This window comes from Amycolatopsis sp. NPDC004368, assembly GCF_053602515.1.
The window spans coordinates 184,743-201,515 of record NZ_JBSGDT010000008.1 but is presented as its reverse complement, the minus strand read 5'-3'; the positions used below and the strand labels follow the sequence as shown (position 1 = coordinate 201,515).

Genomic DNA, 16,773 nt, shown 5'->3' with positions numbered 1-16,773 from the left:
CGTGAGAGTGGAGGCCGAACCATGCGTCGGCAGGTGGAGGAACCCGGTGGAAGTCCGGGACGGTCCCGCCACTGTGACCCGGACCAGCTCCGGGGAGCCAGGAACTCCCGCCGGCGCGACCGACGACCCGGGGCGCGGACACCCCGAGTGAGGACCACCGTGATCCTGCTGCTGTCCACTTCGGACACCGATCTGCTCAGCGCCCGGGCTTCCGAGGGCGAGTTCCGGCTCGCGAACCCCGCCCGGCTCGACGTCGCGGACCTGCCGGAGCTGCTGGCCGGTGCGCCGATCGTCGTGGTCCGGATCCTGGGCACGCCGCGGTCGTGGCAGGAGGGCCTGGACGCGCTGCGCGCGTCGGGCTCGCACGTGGTGGTGCTGGGCGGCGAGCAGACACCGGACGCGGAGCTGATGAAACTCTCCACGGTGCCGGCGGGCATCGCGGCGCAGGCCCACGCGTACCTCGCGCAGGGCGGGCCCGAGAACCTCACCCAGCTGCACCGGTTCCTGTCGGACACGCTGCTGCTGACCGGCGACGGCTTCGAGCCGCCGGCGCAGCTGCCCGCGTGGGGTGTGCTGGAGCGGCCCCCGGTGGAGGGCGACGGCCCGGTCGTCGGGATTCTCTACTACCGCGCGCACCACTTGGCGGGCAACACCGCGTTCGTCCACGCGCTGGCCGACGCGATCGAGGCCGCGGGCGGGCGCGCCCTGCCGATCCACTGCGCGTCGCTGCGCAACCGCGAGCCGGAGATGATGGCCGAGCTGGGCCGGGCCGACGCGTTGCTGGTCACGGTGCTGGCGGCCGGCGGCACGCGGCCGTCGGAAGCCGGCGCGGGTGGCGACGACGAGGCGTGGGACGTCGCCGAGATGGCGGCGCTCGACATCCCGATCCTGCAGGCGCTGTGCCTCACCAGCGACCGCTCGACGTGGTCCGCGAGCGACGACGGCCTGTCGCCGCTCGACGCGGGCAACCAGATGGCCGTGCCGGAGTTCGACGGCCGGCTCATCACGGTGCCGTTCTCCTTCAAGGAGTTCGACGAGGACGGTCTGCCCCGCTATGTCGCCGACGCGGAGCGAGCTTCACGGGTCGCGGGGATCGCGGTGGCGCACGCGCGGCTGCGCCACACCCCGGCGCCTGAGCGGCGGATCGCGCTGATGCTCTCGGCGTACCCGACGAAGCACTCGCGGGTGGGCAACGCGGTTGGTCTCGACACGCCCGCGTCGGCGGTCAAGCTGCTGCGGCTGATGCGTGCGCAGGGCTACGACCTGGGCGCGGACGCGTTCCCCGGCGTCGAGCCGACCGGAACGGACCAGCCGGACGGCGACGCGTTGATCCACGCGCTGATCGCCGCCGGCGGGCAGGATCCGGAATGGCTGACGCAGGAGCAGCTGGCGGGCAACCCGATCCGTGTGCCGGCCGCCCGGTACCGGCAGTGGTTCGCGGCACTGCCCGAAGACCTGCGTTCGGCTGTGGAGGAGCACTGGGGTCCGGCGCCGGGGTCGTTGTATGTCGACACGTCGGCAAATCCCTCGGGCGACATCGTGCTCGCCTCGCTGCAGTCGGGCAACGTCGTGATCATGATCCAGCCACCACGCGGGTTCGGCGAGAACCCGGTGGCGATCTACCACAACCCGGACCTGCCGCCGAGCCACCACTACCTCGCCGCGTACCGCTGGCTGGAGGAGGAGTTCGGCGCGCACGCCGTGGTGCACCTCGGCAAACACGGATCGCTCGAATGGCTGCCGGGCAAGACGGCCGGCCTGTCGGCGTCGTGCGCGCCCGATGCCGTGCTGGGCAATCTGCCGCTGGTGTACCCGTTCCTGATCAACGACCCGGGCGAGGGCGCACAGGCGAAACGGCGGGCCCACGCGACGATCGTCGACCACCTGATCCCGCCCATGGCCCGCGCCGAGTCCTACGGTGATCTCGCCCGGCTCGAACAGCTGATGGACGAGCACGCCAACATCGCCGCGATGGACCCGGCCAAGCTGCCGGCCATCCGCGCGCAGATCTGGACGCTCATCCAGGCCGCGAAGCTCGACCACGACCTGGGCGTGGCCGAACGCCCGCACGACGCGGAGTTCGACGACTTCCTGCTCCACATCGACGGCTGGCTCTGCGAGGTCAAAGACGCCCAGATCCGCGACGGCCTGCACATCCTGGGCGAGGCACCCGTCGGCGAGGCACGCGTGAACCTCGTGCTGGCGATGCTGCGCGCGCAGCAGATGTGGGGCGGTCAGCAGGGGGCGGTCCCCGGACTGCGCTCGGCGTTGGGGCTGAAGGAGAACTCCGACGCGCCGCTGTCCGAAGTGGACGCGATCGAGACCACGGCGCGGTCGCTGGTTGCTTTGATGGAAGAACGGTCGTGGGACGTGGCCGCGGTTCCGTCCGTGGTCTTGGAGACGCTGGACGCGGAGGATCCCTCGGTCTCGCAGGTGCTGACCTTCGCGGCCACCGAGATCGTGCCGCGCCTGGCCGGTACGTCCGATGAGATCGCCGCGGTGCTGCACGCGCTGGACGGCGGCTACATCCCGGCCGGGCCGAGCGGTTCTCCCTTGCGGGGCTTGGTGAACGTGCTGCCGACGGGCCGCAACTTCTACACCGTCGACCCGAAGGCCATTCCGAGCCGCCTGGCGTGGGAAACCGGCCAGGCGCTGGCCGATTCGCTGCTGCGCCGCTACCGCGAGGACACCGGTGCGTGGCCGACGTCCGTGGGCCTTTCGGTGTGGGGCACCTCGGCCATGCGGACGTCGGGCGACGACGCGGCGGAAGTGCTGGCGCTGCTGGGTGTGCAGCCGGTGTGGGACGAGGCGTCTCGGCGGGTCACGGGCCTGGAGGCCATTCCGCTCGCCGAACTGGGCCGGCCGCGGATCGACGTGACCGTGCGCATCAGCGGCTTCTTCCGCGACGCGTTCCCGCACGTGATCACCTTGCTGGACGACGCCGTCCGCCTGGTGGCTTCACTGGACGAGCCTTCGTCGGAGAACTTCGTGCGCGCCCACGTGTCGGCGGATCTGGCTGACCACGGTGATTCCCGCCGGGCCACCACGCGCATTTTCGGCTCGAAGCCGGGCGCGTACGGCGCGGGCCTGCTGCCGTTGATGGACTCCGGCAACTGGCGCGACGACAAGGACCTGGCCGAGGTCTACGCCGTCTGGGGCGGTTTCGCCTACGGCCGCGACCTCGACGGCCGCCCGGCCCGTGCCGACATGGAGAGCGCCTACAAGCGCATCGTGGTGGCCGCCAAGAACACCGACACCCGCGAACACGACATCGCCGACTCCGACGACTACTTCCAGTACCACGGGGGCATGATCGCCACTGTGCGCGCGCTGACCGGCTCAGCCCCCGCGTCCTACATCGGCGACAGCACCACCCCGGACGCCGTGCGCACGCGGACGCTGGGTGAGGAGACGGCCCGAGTCTTCCGCGCCCGCGTGGTCAACCCGCGCTGGCTCGCGGCCATGCGCCGCCACGGCTACAAGGGCGCCTTCGAGCTCGCCGCGACGGTCGACTACCTCTTCGGTTTCGACGCTACCGCCGGTGTGGTGGACGACTGGATGTACGAGAAGCTGTCGGAGTCCTACGTGCTGGACGGCGAGAACCAGGAGTTCCTGCGCCAGGCGAACCCGTGGGCGTTGCGCGGCATCATCGAACGCCTCACCGAAGCCGCCGACCGCGGTCTGTGGTCCGAGCCGGACCCCGACCTGCTGGCGCAGCTGCGCGACGTCTACCTCACGCTGGAAGGTGATCTGGAAGCCGAGTAGGCGGCTGGTCTGTACCAGCCGGCTCCGTGGTCCGTGCTCCGCCAGGGTGAACCAGCCCCGCGAATCCGGGCATTTCGCCCTCGACGGCCCCTCGAACGTCGGGCCGCGGGTTGACTTCGAAATGGTCTAGTCCAATGCTGGAGCGCACCCCGCTCGACAGCTGGAGGACAGATGCAACGAAGCAGACTGGCCGCCGTCGGGATCGCCGCCGCCACCGTGCTCGGGACAGCCGCGACTCTCGCCGTGACCGCCGACGCCCAGCCCGCCGCCACCACCGCGGCGCTGAGCAACAACTGGTACGCCTCGGCGCCGTACCTCATGCCCGTGAGCAACAACCCGCCCGACCCGATCACGGTGATGAACGCGACCGGCCAGAAGGCGTTCCAGCTGGCCTTCATCCTCGCCCCCGACGGCGGCGGCTGTTCCCCCACGTGGGACGGCAAGTCGGCGGTCTCGTCCGACACCGCGGTCGGCGGCGTGATCAACCGCATCCGCGGCAACGGCGGTGACGTGTCGGTCTCCGTCGGCGGCTACGGCGGCACGAAGCTGGGCCAGACGTGCGGCACCGTCGACGCGACCGCCGCCGCCTACCAGCAGGTGGTGTCGAAGTACGGCCTCAAGGCCATCGACTTCGACCTCGAAGAGCCCGAGTACGAAAGCGCCCCGGCCATCGCGAACGAGCTCGGCGCCGCCAAGAAGCTCCAGGCCGCCAACCCCGGCCTGTACGTGTCGGTGACCATGCCCGGCACCTCCGCCGGCACGGGCTGGTTCGGCACGCAGCTGCTCGACCAGGCGAAGGCCATCGGCTTCACCCCCAACAACTTCTCCATCATGCCCTTCGACGGCGGCTTCGCCGGCTCGGCCGCGCAGGTCTCCGCCCTCGAGAACTTCCACGGCCTGCTGGAAAGCCACCTCGGCTGGGACAGCGCCACCGCGTACTCGCACGAGGGCTTCTCCGGCATGAACGGCCGTTCGGACAACGCGGAGATCTTCACCCTCTCGGACTTCCAGACGGTGTACGACTACGCGACCAGCCACCACCTCGCGCGCTTCACCTACTGGGCCGTGAACCGCGACCGCCCGTGCACCACCACCACGGACAACGCCGTGTGCTCCAACGTCACCCAGAACGACTGGGACTTCACCAAGTTCACCACTCGCTTCGCCGGCGCGACCCCACCCCAGACCGACCCGCCGGCTTCCCAGCCCAGCAACCCGCCGGGCACCTGCACCGCCCCGGAATGGCTCCGCGCCTCGGTGTACGTCGGTGGCAACTCCGTCTCCCACAACTCCCACAAGTGGACCGCCCGCTGGTGGACCCAGGGCGAGGAACCCGGTACCGGCGGCCCCGACAGCGTCTGGACCGACAACGGCCCCTGCTGAGGCGCGTTGACTGCCGGGTGGTTCACGGTGAATCCACTGTGGACCACCCGGCGTTCCACTGGTCGGCCTGTGGCACAGGCTGGGTCCGCTTGAGACACACGTGGACCCAGCCACTTCCTTGCGGAGACAGCAGCGACACGCTCGTCGTCGGCGCGGCTGTCATCGGTCGAACTGCTCAGCGATACTTTGCGATGGCATCGCCGCCGAGCTGCCACATTTCGTAGTTGCCGCATTCCGCCGTGATCTCGGCCGTCGCCTGGGCGGCGGTGAAGAAGTCGTCGACCACAGGTGAGAGACGTGAGGCCGCCGCGGCGAGGCACACGTGGTCTGGCGCCAGATCCGGGACGGGCACGTAGGTGACGTCCGGATGCGTGGAGAAAACGGTCGCCGATCGCGCCAGGAACGAGATGCCCCGGCCGGAGGCGACGTGCTCGAGCGTTTCGTCCACGCCGCGAACCAGGTATCCGGCGTTGGGGTGCGGGCGCTTGGTGGGCTGCGTGCTCGCGTCGGCGGGCCACAGCAGCGGCTCGCCGGCCAGGTCGGCCTCGGTGACTTCTTCCTTGCCGGCCAGCCGATGGCCGGCGGGCAGGACCACGACCCGCGGCTCGGTGTAGAGCGGAACGACGCGCAGGCCGGCCTCGTCGATGGGCAGCCGCACGTAGCCGATGTCGATGCGGCCGTCGAGCAGCATCCCGGCTTGCTCGTCGGCTTCGATGCGTTGCACGTCGACCGTCACCTCCGGGTGCCGGAGGGCGAACTGCTGGATCGCCGGGGCGACCGCGATTCCGGCCCGGAAGCCCACCATCATCCGCTTGCTGCCCCGCGCGGCTACGGTCACTCGGCGGCGGGCCGCGTCGGCGGAGGCCAGCAGTGGGGTGGCGTCGGTGAGCAGCTGCGTGCCGGCGTCGGTCAGCGCCACCCCGTGGCTGTCCCTGGTGAACAGAGCGGCGCCGAGATCCTTCTCGAGCGCGCGGATCTGCCGGCTCAGCACCGGCTGCGCGATGTGCAGCCGTTCGGCGGCTCGGCCGAAGTGCAGCGTTTCGGCGACCGTGACGAAATAGCGCAGCTTGCGCAGGTCCAGATCCATCAAGGCCTCCCGGGGTCCGGCAATGCCACCAGGGTATCGCCGCGGTTGAAAGAGGTCTTGGACATCAACTCCGACCGGCGGCAACCATGGATGTCGAGAGCGGCCACCTGATTTCCACTCCAGAAAGCAGCACATCATGAGCAGCATCAGCATCATCGGGCTCGGGGGCATGGCCCGCGCCATCGCCACCCGCGCGGTCGAGGGCGGCAACACCGTCGAAGTCATCGGCCGCGACGCGGCCAAGGCCGGCGCCCTGGCCGCCGAGCTCGACGGCAGCGCGACAGCCGGAGCATTCGGCGCTACTCCAGCCGGTGACATCGTGGTCTGCGCGGTGCCGTACGCCGACGCCGCACAGGTCCTCACCCAGTTCGGTGACGCGCTGGCCGGCAAGATCGTGATCGACATCTCCAACACCTTCAACGCCGATGCCACCGGGCTGCTCACCCCCGCCGGCACCTCCGGTGCGGAGGAGATCGCCAAGACCGTTCCGGCCGGCGCGCACGTCGTGAAGGCGTTCAACACCGTCTTCGGCCACGTTCTGGCCCAGGGCGGCCGGCTGGACGTGCTGATCGCAGGCAACGACGCGGACGTCAAGAACCGTGTGTCGACCTTCATCGAAAGCCTCGGTCTGCGCCCGTTGGATGCCGGCGATCTCGCCGCGGCGCGTTGGCTGGAGGCGGTCGGTCCGCTGCTGATGGGCCTGGCCAACCACGGCGCCGGATTCAACATCAGCCTCGGCGTCACCATCGCGGACTGAGTACCCACTCTCGTAAGGACACATCGTGCGAGTTTTCGTCACCGGCGGGACCGGCCACACCGGTTCCCACCTCATCCCCGAGCTCATCGCCGCCGGGCACGAGGTCACCGGCCTGTCCCGCTCGGACCCGGCTGCGACCGTGTTGTCCGCGCTCGGCGCGACGGTGCGTCGCGGCGACCTCGAGGATCTCCGGTTGCGGACAGCGTCTGGTCCATAAAGGACGGCAAGCCTCGCGACCAGACCATCTCAATGGTCGACGCGCGCAAGCGCAGCAGCCGTCGCTGACGTTGAGCTACCGATCCGGCCTCGCCGAACCCGGTGCCGTCTTCCGGGCGACGAGGCGTGATGGGGCCGTCATGGGGTTTTCGGCGGAACGGGAGCAGACCCGGTGGTTCCGCGGTCATCGCCGGGCTGCCGAGGAGTTGACGCAGGGATGGCGTCGTCGATGAGGACCGCGGCGATGGCGGCGGCGGTGGGGAAGCAGTCGCTGTCGAGGACGCGGGTGCGGGCGGAGGCGCCATCGATGAGCAGCGCCAGCTGTTCGCCGAGTTGTTCGGGATTGGTCGCCCCTGCTTCGCGGGCGGTTTCGGCGAGCCGCGCGGCGATGGCTTTCTTGTAGTCGCGTGCGCATTCGGATGCCGGGTGGTGCGGGTCGTGCAGTTCGACGGCCGCCCCGAGGTAGGGGCACAACGGGGTGGATGCCGGCACATCGAAGACAGCGAGGAGTCGCTCGCGGGGTGTGAGGTCGGTGCGGTCGAACACCCCGGGCAAGACGTCGGGATCGAAGCGGCGCAGGTATTCGGCGACCACTTCGTCCTTGCCGGCGAAGTGCTGGTAGGCCGTGCGCTTCGACACCTGGGCCACCGCGCAGAGCTGGTCCATACCGGTGCGATTGATGCCCTGTTCGCGGAACAGCTGCTGTGACGCGCTGAGGATCCGCTCGCGCGCGCCCCTGCCCCGGCGGCGGCCTTGGGGCCCCTTCTCCAACTCCGTCATGCATCCAGCATAGCCGAGCTGGGTACCGACCGGTGTACATAACTTGCCCTTCAGTCGATCGGCCGCTACGTTAAGCACACAGGACGGTGTACATAACGCACCGGCTGGTTCCGAACACTCGGCGATTCGAAGGAATGCTCGTGGGAAAGCTCGACGGCAAGGTAGCGGTGATCACAGGTGGATCGACCGGCATGGCGCTGGCCGGCGCCCGACTTTTCGTGGACGAGGGAGCTCACGTCTTCATCCAGGCCCGGCGGCAGGACGCGCTGGACGACGCAGTCAAGCTGATCGGCCGCAACGTGACCGCCGTGCATGGTGACGCGGCCGAACTGGCCGACCTGGACCGCTTGTACGACACCGTCAAGCGGGACAAGGGTTCGATCGACGTGTTGTGGGCCAGCGCCGGGATGGGTGAACCCGCCGTCCTCGGCGAGATCACCGAGGAACAGTTCCACCGCGCCTTCTGGCTCAACGCGCGCGGCACCCTGTTCACCGTGCAAAAAGCCCTGCCGTTGCTCAACGACGGCGCCTCGGTCTTCATGACCGGCTCCAATGCCTCACTCGGGGCCTTCCCCGGATGGAGCCTGTACGCCGGCAGCAAGGCCGTGCAGCAGGCCTGGGCCCGCGTGTGGCTCAACGAACTGAAGGACCGCAAGATCCGGGTGAACGTGCTGACCCCCGGCCAGGTCGCCACGGCCAAGCAGGAAGAACTGTTCGACGAGGCCACCAAGGCCGCGTTCGAATCCCTGATCCCGCGGGGAAAGATGGGCCGCCCCGAGGAGATCGCCACCGTCGCGCTGTTCCTCGCCTCCGACGACTCCAGCTACGTCAACGGCCTGGAACTGGTAGCCGACGGCGGCACCACGGCGATCTGAGCGGAACCCACCGTTCTCGGGCGCGGCCACGCAACACGATGAAGTGTTGCGTGGCCGCGAGAAGAAGGAAGAGAGCACACCTCATGAGCAGCATCAGCTTCATCGGCACCGGAAACATGGCCCGCGCCATCGGTACCCGAGCGGTAGCGGGCGGCAACACCGTCGAGATCATCGGCCGCGATGAGTCCAAGGCCGCCGAACTGGCCCTGACTCTCGGCGGCGGCACCACGACGGGAAAGTGGGGCGCCGTCCCGGCCGGGGACATCGTCATCGCGGCCCTGTTGTACAACGCTGTCGTGCCGGCCATCACCCAGTTCGGCGACGCCCTCGCGGGCAAGGTCATCGTCGAGATCAGCAACCCCTTCAACGCCACGTTCGACGGGCTGGCCCACGACGAGGAGACCTCGATCGCGCAGGAAGTCGCCAAGGTGGCCCCGGCCGGCGCCAGCGTGGTGAAGGCCTTCAACACCATCTTCCGCAACGTCCTGGAGAAGGGCCGGCCCAACGTCTTCATGGCGGGCGACAACGCACAGGCCAAGGCGGACGTGGCGGCATTCATCACGAGCCTCGGGCTGCGCCCACTGGACGTCGGCGGCCTGAAAATGGCGCACTGGCTGGAAGGCGCAGGCGTGGTCACGGTGGGCCTCGCCGGCAACGGGGTCGGCCACGGGGACTTCGCCCTCGGCGTCAACGAGTTCTCCGGCTGAGCGTGGCCGCGCTGTCGCCGTCCTGTGCGGCCGGCGTCCCGGCCAGGGTCGCCTGGCCACCACCTTCGATGGTCTCCTCCTCGGCGCACACACCTTCCAGCCCCCCGACCGGATCTTCGGCACAGGAGGTCGTTCTTCCGCCCCCTGACCACTCCACCACCACGACACCTCCACGGCAGGCTCGGAATCCCGGTCGCGTCGCGCAGCTCCCGCGCGTCGAGACGCCGCAGTATGGACCTTGGTCCGACCACCTCGCGGACCCACAGGGAGCCTTGCTCGTCCCCGTTCGCGATGATCACCCGCTGGTCGGGTCCGGTGTGATGCTTGGCCAGTTCGGCGTGCTGTGCGGTGGCCTCATCGCGCCAGAGGGTTCGTCGGGATGACACACCGGTCAAGGAACTGGCCTGCCCGGGTCTCCAACGGGCCCACGGTCGCGTTGTCCAGACGAGCCTGTTCTTCGTTGGGCCAGTACGGTTTCCCGGTCTTCGACAGGTACAAGTCGACGTCAGGGTGAGTCCCAGTCCGGCAGCGGTCAGACCAGCAGACGCGCCTTCAGCGTGTTGATGGTCGCGTCGTCGAGGCGGAGGCCCTGGTGGGCGTACGCGTCCATGGAGCCGTACAGGTGGTCGACCTCGGCGAAGGCGGCCCGCAGCCAGCTCAGCTCCACAGCCTCGGGGTCGCCCAGTTCGTCGTTGCTGAGCATGAAGTCGGCCTCGATGGTCGCGCGCGGCACACCGAGCAGGCTCAGCAGCACCGCCGTCGCCCACCCGGTGCGGTCCTTGCCGGCGGAGCAGTGGAACACAGTGGCTCCGGAGCCGTTCGCCGCGATGGCCCGAAGCAGGTCGCCGAACGCGTAGTCGGCGCCGACGAAGTCGACCAAGAACGGGTAGCCGATCGACTGGCCCATGTTGTCGGATCCGGTGAGCAGCCCGGCCGCGATGGCCTTCGCCAACGTGACGGCGGCGTCGTCGTGGAACCGCAGGCCGTGCTCGAGCGAGACGACGTCGGCCACCTGGTAGCGGGCGCTCGCGGGAATCCGGTCCGGCTCGTCGTGGCGCTCCTTCACGTTGCGCAGGTCGACGTCCAGCGAAACGTCCAATGCAGACAGCCGCTGCAGATCCGCGTCCGTCAGCCCGGAAAGCTTGTTGGACCGGTAGACCACGCCGGTGCGCACTGTGTGGCCGTCGGCGGTGGTGTACCCCCCGACGTCGCGGAAGTTCTTGGCTCCCTCCAGGCTCACCGCGCTGACGACGATCGCCGGCCCCTCGGCGTTCGCCCACGCGGGCACACTCATTCCACCCAGGCCCACGGCCACCGCCACCGCTACCACGAACAACTTTCGCACGCGCATTTCGCTCCCTTCGCCACCTCCGGAACGAACGTGAATAATTCCCGCATTCGCCGACGAGGACAACCGCAACCAACGAAGGGTTCGGAGGGAGTTCAACGAACGGACACCGAGGGCGGCGCGGCTGCACCGGTGCGACGGGATTACTCCGCCGCCGGCACGATGGCGGGAAGCAGAAGCTGCCCCTCGCGGTTCACGGACCCTCACCACGCGGCGGTGCTGCCTCCGCTGGGCGAAGGCAGCACCGTGATACGAAATGAAGCCGGGTTGCCTACTTCTCCCTCAGCAGGTAGACGTTGCCGTCGCCGTCCGCGTCGCTGTTGAAGATCAGGTCCGTGTCGTTGATGAACGCCGCGTGCGGGTGCACCGATTCCGTCTCGGAGGAACTCCGGTGCTTGAACATCCTCACGGTCTCGACCTTGTTCTTGTTCGGCTTTGTGTAGTAAAAGTAGATGTACGGCGTTTCGCCATCCCTCCCGTCTCCTTCGATGATCGTCCGCGAGTCGTTCATGGCGAAGTGGTTGCTGTACTCCGGAATGTCGTAACTGAAGAACTCGTCTTTGCGAATGTTGTAGGTCACCACCTGCTCCGGCGCGTCTTCCTGCTCCCGCTGCGCGAAAGCGGCGTCCCTGCCAGTGGATTCCCAGAACGGGTGTACACCGTGGTCTTCCGGGCCGGTCAGCATCGTGTTCTTCCCCGACTCGATGTCGACGATGCCGATCTGCTCGTCCTCGGGCATGTGATACACGAGCGTGTCCCCGTACACCGGGTTGATCACCACGTGGTCGACTTCGCCGTCCACCTTCTTGACCGTTGTGAGGTCTCCCGTCTTCACGTCGATGAGGACGAGCGAAGACTGGTCCTCATCCTCGTCGTACAGGGACGACGCGATCGTCTTGCCGTCGGAGGTCAGAGAGACGATTCCCCTGATTTTGTACTTGTCCGACACCGTGCGGATCTTCTTCTCCTGGTACGGGGCGCGCAGGCTGACACTGGTGAACGTCTGATCCTCGACGAAGAAGGCCCGTTCGGTTTCAGGGGACACATTGGCGTGGTCGCCGTCGATGTGACTGGAATCCGTGAGCTGTACGAACTTGCCGTTTTCGAGGGACATGAGATAGAGGTTCTCGTGCCCGTCGTCCCGCTCCGACATGAACACGACGGATTCGAGCGAAGGGACATAAGGGTCCACGTCGAGGTACATCTTGTTGTCGAGCGCATCGTCGGTGGTGAGCTGAACCACCTCGTAATCAGGGTCCAGCGCCGGCAGTTTCTTCCACTCCGCCGCGAACCGCACCCCCTTTCCGGAATCAGCTGCGGAGGCGATTCCCGAGCCGACGTAGGGAACTCCCAGCATGGTCACTGACACGAGAAATGCCAAAGACTTTTTCACGCGACTGAACCCTCCTGAGCCATATTCGATTCAAGCCATATTCGATTCAAGCCGTATTCGATTCAAGCCATATTCGATTCAAGCCGTATTCGATTCAAGCCGTATTCGATTCAAGCCGTATTCGAGAGGCGCGCCTCGATCTACTATAGAAACAGACACACCGCCCCACAACGGAACAATCCTCACCCTTTAGGGTGGAGCCAGCGCACTATTTCGGGGGCCCAATCACGGAACGTGCCCACAACCCCGAGGGACCGCGGGCACGTCGTGCTACCTCACTGTGCCGACCTCAGAGGCCGCGCAAACAGCTCACTTCTCCACGGCGCGACGCGTGTAGGTGCGCGCGCAGTGTCGGGGGATGATCGACGCGGTGGCTTCGGATGTGGGCGTTCTTCGCCCGCCCCGGCATCACCCACATCCACCGCATCGTCACCGACAACGGAGCTTTCCCGACCCTGCTGCCCAGCTTCGCCGTTCGTGACAGCTCTTTTGGTGCTCCTTGTGGCGGTGAGCGGTAGGGTCCGTTCATGGACGAGCCTCCGGACATCAAGCCGCGCAGTCGCGACGTCACGGACGGCCTGGAGCGCACCGCCGCGCGCGGGATGCTGCGGGCCGTGGGCATGGGTGACGACGATTGGGAGAAGCCCCAGATCGGTGTCGCGTCTTCGTGGAACGAGATCACGCCGTGCAACCTGTCACTGGACCGACTGGCGAAGGCAAGCAAGGACGGCGTGCACGCCGCGGGTGGCTACCCGCTGGAGTTCGGCACGATCTCGGTGTCCGACGGTATCTCGATGGGCCACGAGGGCATGCACTTCTCCCTGGTGTCGCGTGAGGTGATCGCGGACAGTGTGGAGACCGTGATGCAGGCCGAGCGGCTGGACGGCTCGGTGCTGCTGGCCGGCTGTGACAAGTCGCTGCCGGGAATGCTGATGGCGGCCGCCCGGCTCGACCTCGCCAGCGTGTTCCTCTACGCCGGTTCGATCCTGCCCGGCCGGGTCACGCTGTCGGACGGCGGCGAGCGCGAAGTCACGATCATCGACGCGTTCGAGGCAGTCGGTGCCTGCGCCCGGGGCCTGATGAGCCGCGCGGACGTCGGGCTGATCGAGCGCGCCATCTGCCCGGGCGAAGGCGCGTGCGGCGGGATGTACACGGCGAACACGATGGCCAGTGCGGCCGAGGCACTGGGTATGTCGCTGCCCGGCAGCGCGGCTCCACCGGCGACGGACCGACGGCGTGACGGGTTCGCGCGGCGGTCCGGTCAGGCAGTGGTCGAGATGCTGCGCAAGGGGATCACCGCTCGGCGGATCATGACCCGGGAGGCGTTCGAGAACGCGATCGCCGTGGTGATGGCGTTCGGCGGTTCCACCAACGCGGTGTTGCACCTGCTCGCCATCGCGCACGAGGCGGAGGTACCGCTCAGCCTGGACGACTTCAAGCGGATCGGTGCGCGGGTGCCGCACCTGGCCGACGTGAAACCGTTCGGACGGCATGTGATGACCGACGTCGACCGCATCGGCGGCGTGCCCGTGGTGATGAAAGCGCTGCTGGAAGCGGATCTTCTGCACGGCGATTGCCTGACCGTGACCGGGCGCACGGTCGCCGAGAACCTGGCCGAGGTCGCACCGCCGGACCCGGACGGCACGGTGCTGCGCGCGATGGCCTCGCCGATCCACCCGACCGGCGGCATCACGATCCTGCGTGGTTCCCTGGCGCCGGACGGCGCGGTCGTGAAGTCCGCCGGTTTCGACTCGGACGTGTTCACCGGCACCGCCAGGGTGTTCGATCGCGAACGCGCCGCGATGGACGCGCTGGAGGACGGCACGATCAGCGCGGGCGACGTCGTGGTGATCCGCTACGAGGGCCCCAAGGGCGGGCCGGGGATGCGGGAGATGCTCGCCATCACCGCGGCGATCAAGGGCGCGGGGCTCGGCAAGGACGTCCTGCTGCTCACCGACGGCCGTTTCTCCGGCGGCACCACCGGCCTGTGCGTCGGCCATGTCGCCCCGGAGGCGGCCGACGGCGGGCCGATTGCCTTCGTCCGCGATGGCGATCCCGTCAGCCTCAACGTCATGACCGGCATGCTGGACCTCGGCGTGGATGCCGCCGAGCTGGCGGCCCGCCGGGCGGGCTGGACACCCCTGCCCGCCCGCTACACCCGCGGCGTGCTGGCCAAGTACTCCCGGCTCGTCGGCTCGGCCTCCCAGGGCGCTGTCTGCGGGTAACGCGGGCAGGACTGCGCCCGGCGATCCGGCTGGGCGCAGCGGCCATGCCCGGGCTTTCTCCAGCCCCGCAGGATGTTGCCGCCCAGCACGGCGCGGATCTCGCTGTCGGAGAGCCTGTCGCGGACCAGCTCCCCACAGATGTTGCCGAAGTTCTCCGTCGGTTCTCCGATCCGTCCACATAGGGCACTTTCTCACCGGGCGGCCCGTTCAGTCCTGGCTACCTGACCCACACGTTCAACCGGCTTGTCGCGGAGGCCGGGTTGCCACCGATCCGGCTGCACGGTCCACGCCACGCTGCCGCCTGTCTTTCGCTGGCCCCCGGAACGACTTCAGCACAGCCGACACCTACACAAGTGTCCTGCCGTGTCTGGCCCACCCGGGCAGCCGAAGCGACTGCCACCCTCGTGCTGGCCGCAGCCCACCACGACGCCGAAGCACTTCGGCACAACCGCAAGCAGCGTCGTCAGCGAGGGAAGCGCAGATCCAGAAAGATCGTGCCCGCAACGGCGGCTACACCCGGTCCCTCGCCGGCCCCACCACACGATCAAAGCCCACCCGCAAGATCCTCTTGTAAGGAGAATCGCAGGTGGGCTTCGATTCAGAAATGTGCGCCATCAGGGACTCGAACCCCGAACCCGCTGGTTAAGAGCCAGCTGCTCTGCCAATTGAGCTAATGGCGCTTGGTGCTGCCCGCCGCTTTGGTTTCCCTTGGCGACGTGGAAAAGATTAGCAGGCTGTTCAAGCCGCGTTTCAGGGGGGTCCCCTTCGCGGCGCGCGGACGGTCGCCGCGGCGGCGGGAGGGCTTCTAGCTGCGCATTCGTGACCAGTGTGGCAGATCGGGGGCACCCGCGGGGCCGATCGGAGTGACGAATCGGCCGTTGACAACTGTACGACGTACAGGTACCTCTGGTCTCATGTACGACGTACAGGAGAACATCCTCGCCACGCCCCTGTCCCTGCCCAACGGCGCCGTGCTGGCCAATCGGCTGGTGAAGGCCGCCACGAGTGAGCACCTGGCCGACCGAAGGGGTGCGCCGACGCGGCAGCTCGCGGAGGCCTACCGGCGCCTCGCGCGGTCCGGGGCCGGGCTGCTGATCAGCGGAAACGTCATGGTCGACGGCTCGGCGCTCGAAGCTCAGCGCAATGTCGTGATCGAAGACTTCCGCTTCCTGCCGGAGCTGCGGCGCTGGGCCGCGGCGACCGTCGGCACGGACGCGAAGTTGCTCCTGCAGCTCTCGCACGCGGGCCGGCAGTCGATGCGTGGTCTGGCGCTCGCCGGGCGGCAGCAGGACGTCGTGGCGCCCTCGGCCGTGCCGCTGGAGCTGAGCAAGTGGTTGTTCCGCCGGCCGCGGGCGCTGTCGGAGGTGGAGGTGGTCGCCCTCGTCGAGCGCTTCGCCACGGCTGCCCGCGTTGCCGCCGAAGCGGGCTTCGCCGGCGTCCAGTTGCACGCCGCTCACGGCTACCTGCTGAACCAGTTCCTCTCGCCGCTCGTCAACCGCCGTGACGATCGCTGGGGTGGCCCGCTGGAGAACCGGATGCGCTTCTTGCTGGAGGTCGTCCGCGCGATCCGCGCCGCGGCTCCCCCGGATTTCATCCTCTCGGTGAAGCTCAACTCCGCCGACTTCCAGCGCGGCGGCTTCGATCCCGACGACGCCCTCACCGTCGCCAAGGCCCTCGAACGAGAGGGCATCCACCTTCTCGAAATCTCCGGCGGCACCTACGAGTCCATCGCCGTCGTCACCGGCACGCCCCAACGCGCCTCAACGCTGGCCCGCGAGGCCTACTTCCTCGACTTCGCCGACACCTTCGCCCACGAACTCTCGATCCCCCTCATGCTCACCGGCGGCTTCCGCTCCCACGCCGCCATGGCGTCCGCCGTCTCCTCCGGTTCCGTCGACCTCATCGGCCTGGCCCGCCCCATCACCCACGACCCGACGTTCCCCGCCCGCCTCTTGACCGACCCCACCGCAACCAGCACCACCACACCCCCGCACATCGGCCCCCGCCTCCTCGACGACCTCCTGAACTCGTCCCTCCACCAACAACACCTCGCCCGCCTGGGCCGCGGCGCCCGCCCAGCCCCCACCCGCCGCGCCCTCACGGCCCTCCTCATCGCCCTCCTCACCACACTCCGCGACCTCTTCCTGACCCCCTAGGTGTGCTGTTCGGGCTCGTTGGTGACGTGGCGACACGGCTGTGATGATCTTGATATAGGTGAGGACCTCGGGTTTCGGTGT

Annotated in this window: 12 protein-coding genes, 1 tRNA gene and 1 riboswitch; of the genes, 8 read left to right on the top strand and 5 right to left on the bottom strand. The window is 68.4% G+C overall.

What is annotated here, in order from left to right:
* Positions 1 to 13: 13 nt before the first annotated feature.
* Positions 14 to 107: riboswitch (cobalamin riboswitch) on the top strand.
* Positions 108 to 159: 52 nt separating this feature from the next.
* Positions 160 to 3,765, top strand: coding sequence for a cobaltochelatase subunit CobN (gene cobN / locus ACWEOE_RS15110; protein WP_452008834.1), 3,606 nt, complete (start codon positions 160 to 162; stop codon positions 3,763 to 3,765).
* A 171-nt stretch (positions 3,766 to 3,936) separates the two neighbouring features.
* Positions 3,937 to 5,148 carry a chitinase gene (locus ACWEOE_RS15105; RefSeq protein WP_452008727.1) on the top strand — a complete coding sequence of 404 codons (1,212 nt, stop codon included), beginning with the start codon at positions 3,937 to 3,939 and terminating at the stop codon, positions 5,146 to 5,148.
* A gap of 175 nt (positions 5,149 to 5,323) precedes the next feature.
* Here ACWEOE_RS15105 and ACWEOE_RS15100 read toward each other — a convergent pair whose 3' ends face one another.
* The gene (locus ACWEOE_RS15100; protein WP_452008831.1) at positions 5,324 to 6,235 is read right to left on the bottom strand and encodes a LysR family transcriptional regulator; all 912 of its coding nucleotides are present in this window, start codon (positions 6,233 to 6,235) and stop codon (positions 5,324 to 5,326) included.
* Positions 6,236 to 6,404: 169 nt separating this feature from the next.
* Here ACWEOE_RS15100 and ACWEOE_RS15095 point away from each other — a divergent pair, with 169 nt between their 5' ends.
* The gene (locus tag ACWEOE_RS15095; protein ID WP_452008724.1) at positions 6,405 to 6,992 is read left to right on the top strand and encodes an NADPH-dependent F420 reductase; all 588 of its coding nucleotides are present in this window, start codon (positions 6,405 to 6,407) and stop codon (positions 6,990 to 6,992) included.
* A 25-nt stretch (positions 6,993 to 7,017) separates the two neighbouring features.
* Positions 7,018 to 7,209 (top strand): NAD(P)H-binding protein, encoded by a 192-nt coding sequence (locus ACWEOE_RS15090; RefSeq protein WP_452008721.1) that lies wholly within the window; start codon positions 7,018 to 7,020, stop codon positions 7,207 to 7,209.
* 137 nt (positions 7,210 to 7,346) lie between these two features.
* On the opposite strand, the gene ACWEOE_RS15085 is transcribed toward ACWEOE_RS15090, so the two are convergent.
* Positions 7,347 to 8,066, bottom strand: coding sequence for a TetR/AcrR family transcriptional regulator (locus ACWEOE_RS15085; protein ID WP_452008718.1), 720 nt, complete (start codon positions 8,064 to 8,066; stop codon positions 7,347 to 7,349).
* Between the two features lie 62 nt (positions 8,067 to 8,128).
* On the opposite strand from ACWEOE_RS15085, the gene ACWEOE_RS15080 reads away from it, so the two are divergent.
* Positions 8,129 to 8,863, top strand: a complete 735-nt coding sequence (locus tag ACWEOE_RS15080; protein WP_452008715.1) for an SDR family NAD(P)-dependent oxidoreductase — start codon at positions 8,129 to 8,131, stop codon at positions 8,861 to 8,863.
* Between the two features lie 83 nt (positions 8,864 to 8,946).
* Positions 8,947 to 9,570, top strand: a complete 624-nt coding sequence (locus tag ACWEOE_RS15075; protein ID WP_452008712.1) for an NADPH-dependent F420 reductase — start codon at positions 8,947 to 8,949, stop codon at positions 9,568 to 9,570.
* Positions 9,571 to 10,102: 532 nt separating this feature from the next.
* Here the strand turns inward: ACWEOE_RS15075 and ACWEOE_RS15070 are convergent.
* Both ACWEOE_RS15070 and ACWEOE_RS15065 read right to left on the bottom strand, forming a co-directional pair.
* Positions 10,103 to 10,921, bottom strand: a complete 819-nt coding sequence (locus ACWEOE_RS15070) for a tyrosine-protein phosphatase (RefSeq protein ID WP_452008709.1) — start codon at positions 10,919 to 10,921, stop codon at positions 10,103 to 10,105.
* A gap of 268 nt (positions 10,922 to 11,189) precedes the next feature.
* The gene (locus ACWEOE_RS15065; protein ID WP_452008707.1) at positions 11,190 to 12,311 is read right to left on the bottom strand and encodes a hypothetical protein; all 1,122 of its coding nucleotides are present in this window, start codon (positions 12,309 to 12,311) and stop codon (positions 11,190 to 11,192) included.
* A gap of 527 nt (positions 12,312 to 12,838) precedes the next feature.
* On the opposite strand from ACWEOE_RS15065, the gene ilvD reads away from it, so the two are divergent.
* Positions 12,839 to 14,536, top strand: a complete 1,698-nt coding sequence (ilvD, locus tag ACWEOE_RS15060; protein ID WP_452008704.1) for a dihydroxy-acid dehydratase — start codon at positions 12,839 to 12,841, stop codon at positions 14,534 to 14,536.
* 607 nt (positions 14,537 to 15,143) lie between these two features.
* Here the strand turns inward: ilvD and ACWEOE_RS15055 are convergent.
* Positions 15,144 to 15,216: transfer RNA gene (locus tag ACWEOE_RS15055), tRNA-Lys, on the bottom strand.
* A gap of 234 nt (positions 15,217 to 15,450) precedes the next feature.
* Between ACWEOE_RS15055 and ACWEOE_RS15050 the strand changes: the two genes are divergently transcribed.
* Positions 15,451 to 16,692: an NADH:flavin oxidoreductase/NADH oxidase family protein gene (locus tag ACWEOE_RS15050; RefSeq protein ID WP_452008701.1), complete on the top strand. Its 1,242-nt coding sequence runs from the start codon at positions 15,451 to 15,453 to the stop codon at positions 16,690 to 16,692.
* Positions 16,693 to 16,773 lie beyond the last annotated feature (81 nt).

What these genes read in the sequence shown, in the direction of transcription:
- ACWEOE_RS15100 (WP_452008831.1), bottom strand. Translation starts at nt 6,235, where the DNA reads ATGGATCTGGACCTGCGCAAGCTGCGCTATTTCGTCACGGTCGCCGAA.
- ACWEOE_RS15095 (WP_452008724.1), top strand. Translation starts at nt 6,405, where the DNA reads ATGGCCCGCGCCATCGCCACCCGCGCGGTCGAGGGCGGCAACACCGTC.
- ACWEOE_RS15075 (WP_452008712.1), top strand. Translation starts at nt 8,947, where the DNA reads ATGAGCAGCATCAGCTTCATCGGCACCGGAAACATGGCCCGCGCCATC.
- ilvD (WP_452008704.1), top strand. Translation starts at nt 12,839, where the DNA reads ATGGACGAGCCTCCGGACATCAAGCCGCGCAGTCGCGACGTCACGGAC.
- ACWEOE_RS15050 (WP_452008701.1), top strand. Translation starts at nt 15,451, where the DNA reads ATGTACGACGTACAGGAGAACATCCTCGCCACGCCCCTGTCCCTGCCC.
- ACWEOE_RS15070 (WP_452008709.1), bottom strand. Translation starts at nt 10,921, where the DNA reads ATGCGCGTGCGAAAGTTGTTCGTGGTAGCGGTGGCGGTGGCCGTGGGC.
- ACWEOE_RS15105 (WP_452008727.1), top strand. Translation starts at nt 3,937, where the DNA reads ATGCAACGAAGCAGACTGGCCGCCGTCGGGATCGCCGCCGCCACCGTG.